Raw genomic sequence first — 322 nt, forward strand, 5'->3', positions numbered from 1 at the left:
TTCACTTTTGGTGCTGGGCAGCGGCGGACAGCCACCGTACAGCTATCTGTGGAGCACCGGCGGCACTGGCAGCAGCATAGGGGGCCTTGGCGCCGGGCCGTACACAGTGACGGTAACGGACGCAGCTGGCTGCAGCGAGGTGGAGAGCATCAGCCTGGTCTCCCCGCCTGAGCTGACGGTTTCGGTCACGGCAAGCGCTGCGGGCTGCGGCGGCGCTGCATCGGGCAGTGCCGAAGCGACCGCGGCAGGTGGAGCAGGGAGCTACAGCTACGCGTGGAGCAATGGGGCTACGGGCCCGTCGCTTACCGGGCTGGCGTCCGGC

The 322-nt window shown here is 68.9% G+C and carries 1 pseudogene; it reads left to right on the forward strand.

The window, feature by feature from the left end:
* Positions 1–322, forward strand: a pseudogene (locus FRY97_RS22150) (hypothetical protein); the annotation flags it as partial.

The sequence above is a fragment of the Phaeodactylibacter luteus genome (assembly GCF_007993045.1).
In the GTDB taxonomy this organism is placed as follows: domain Bacteria; phylum Bacteroidota; class Bacteroidia; order Chitinophagales; family Saprospiraceae; genus Phaeodactylibacter; species Phaeodactylibacter luteus.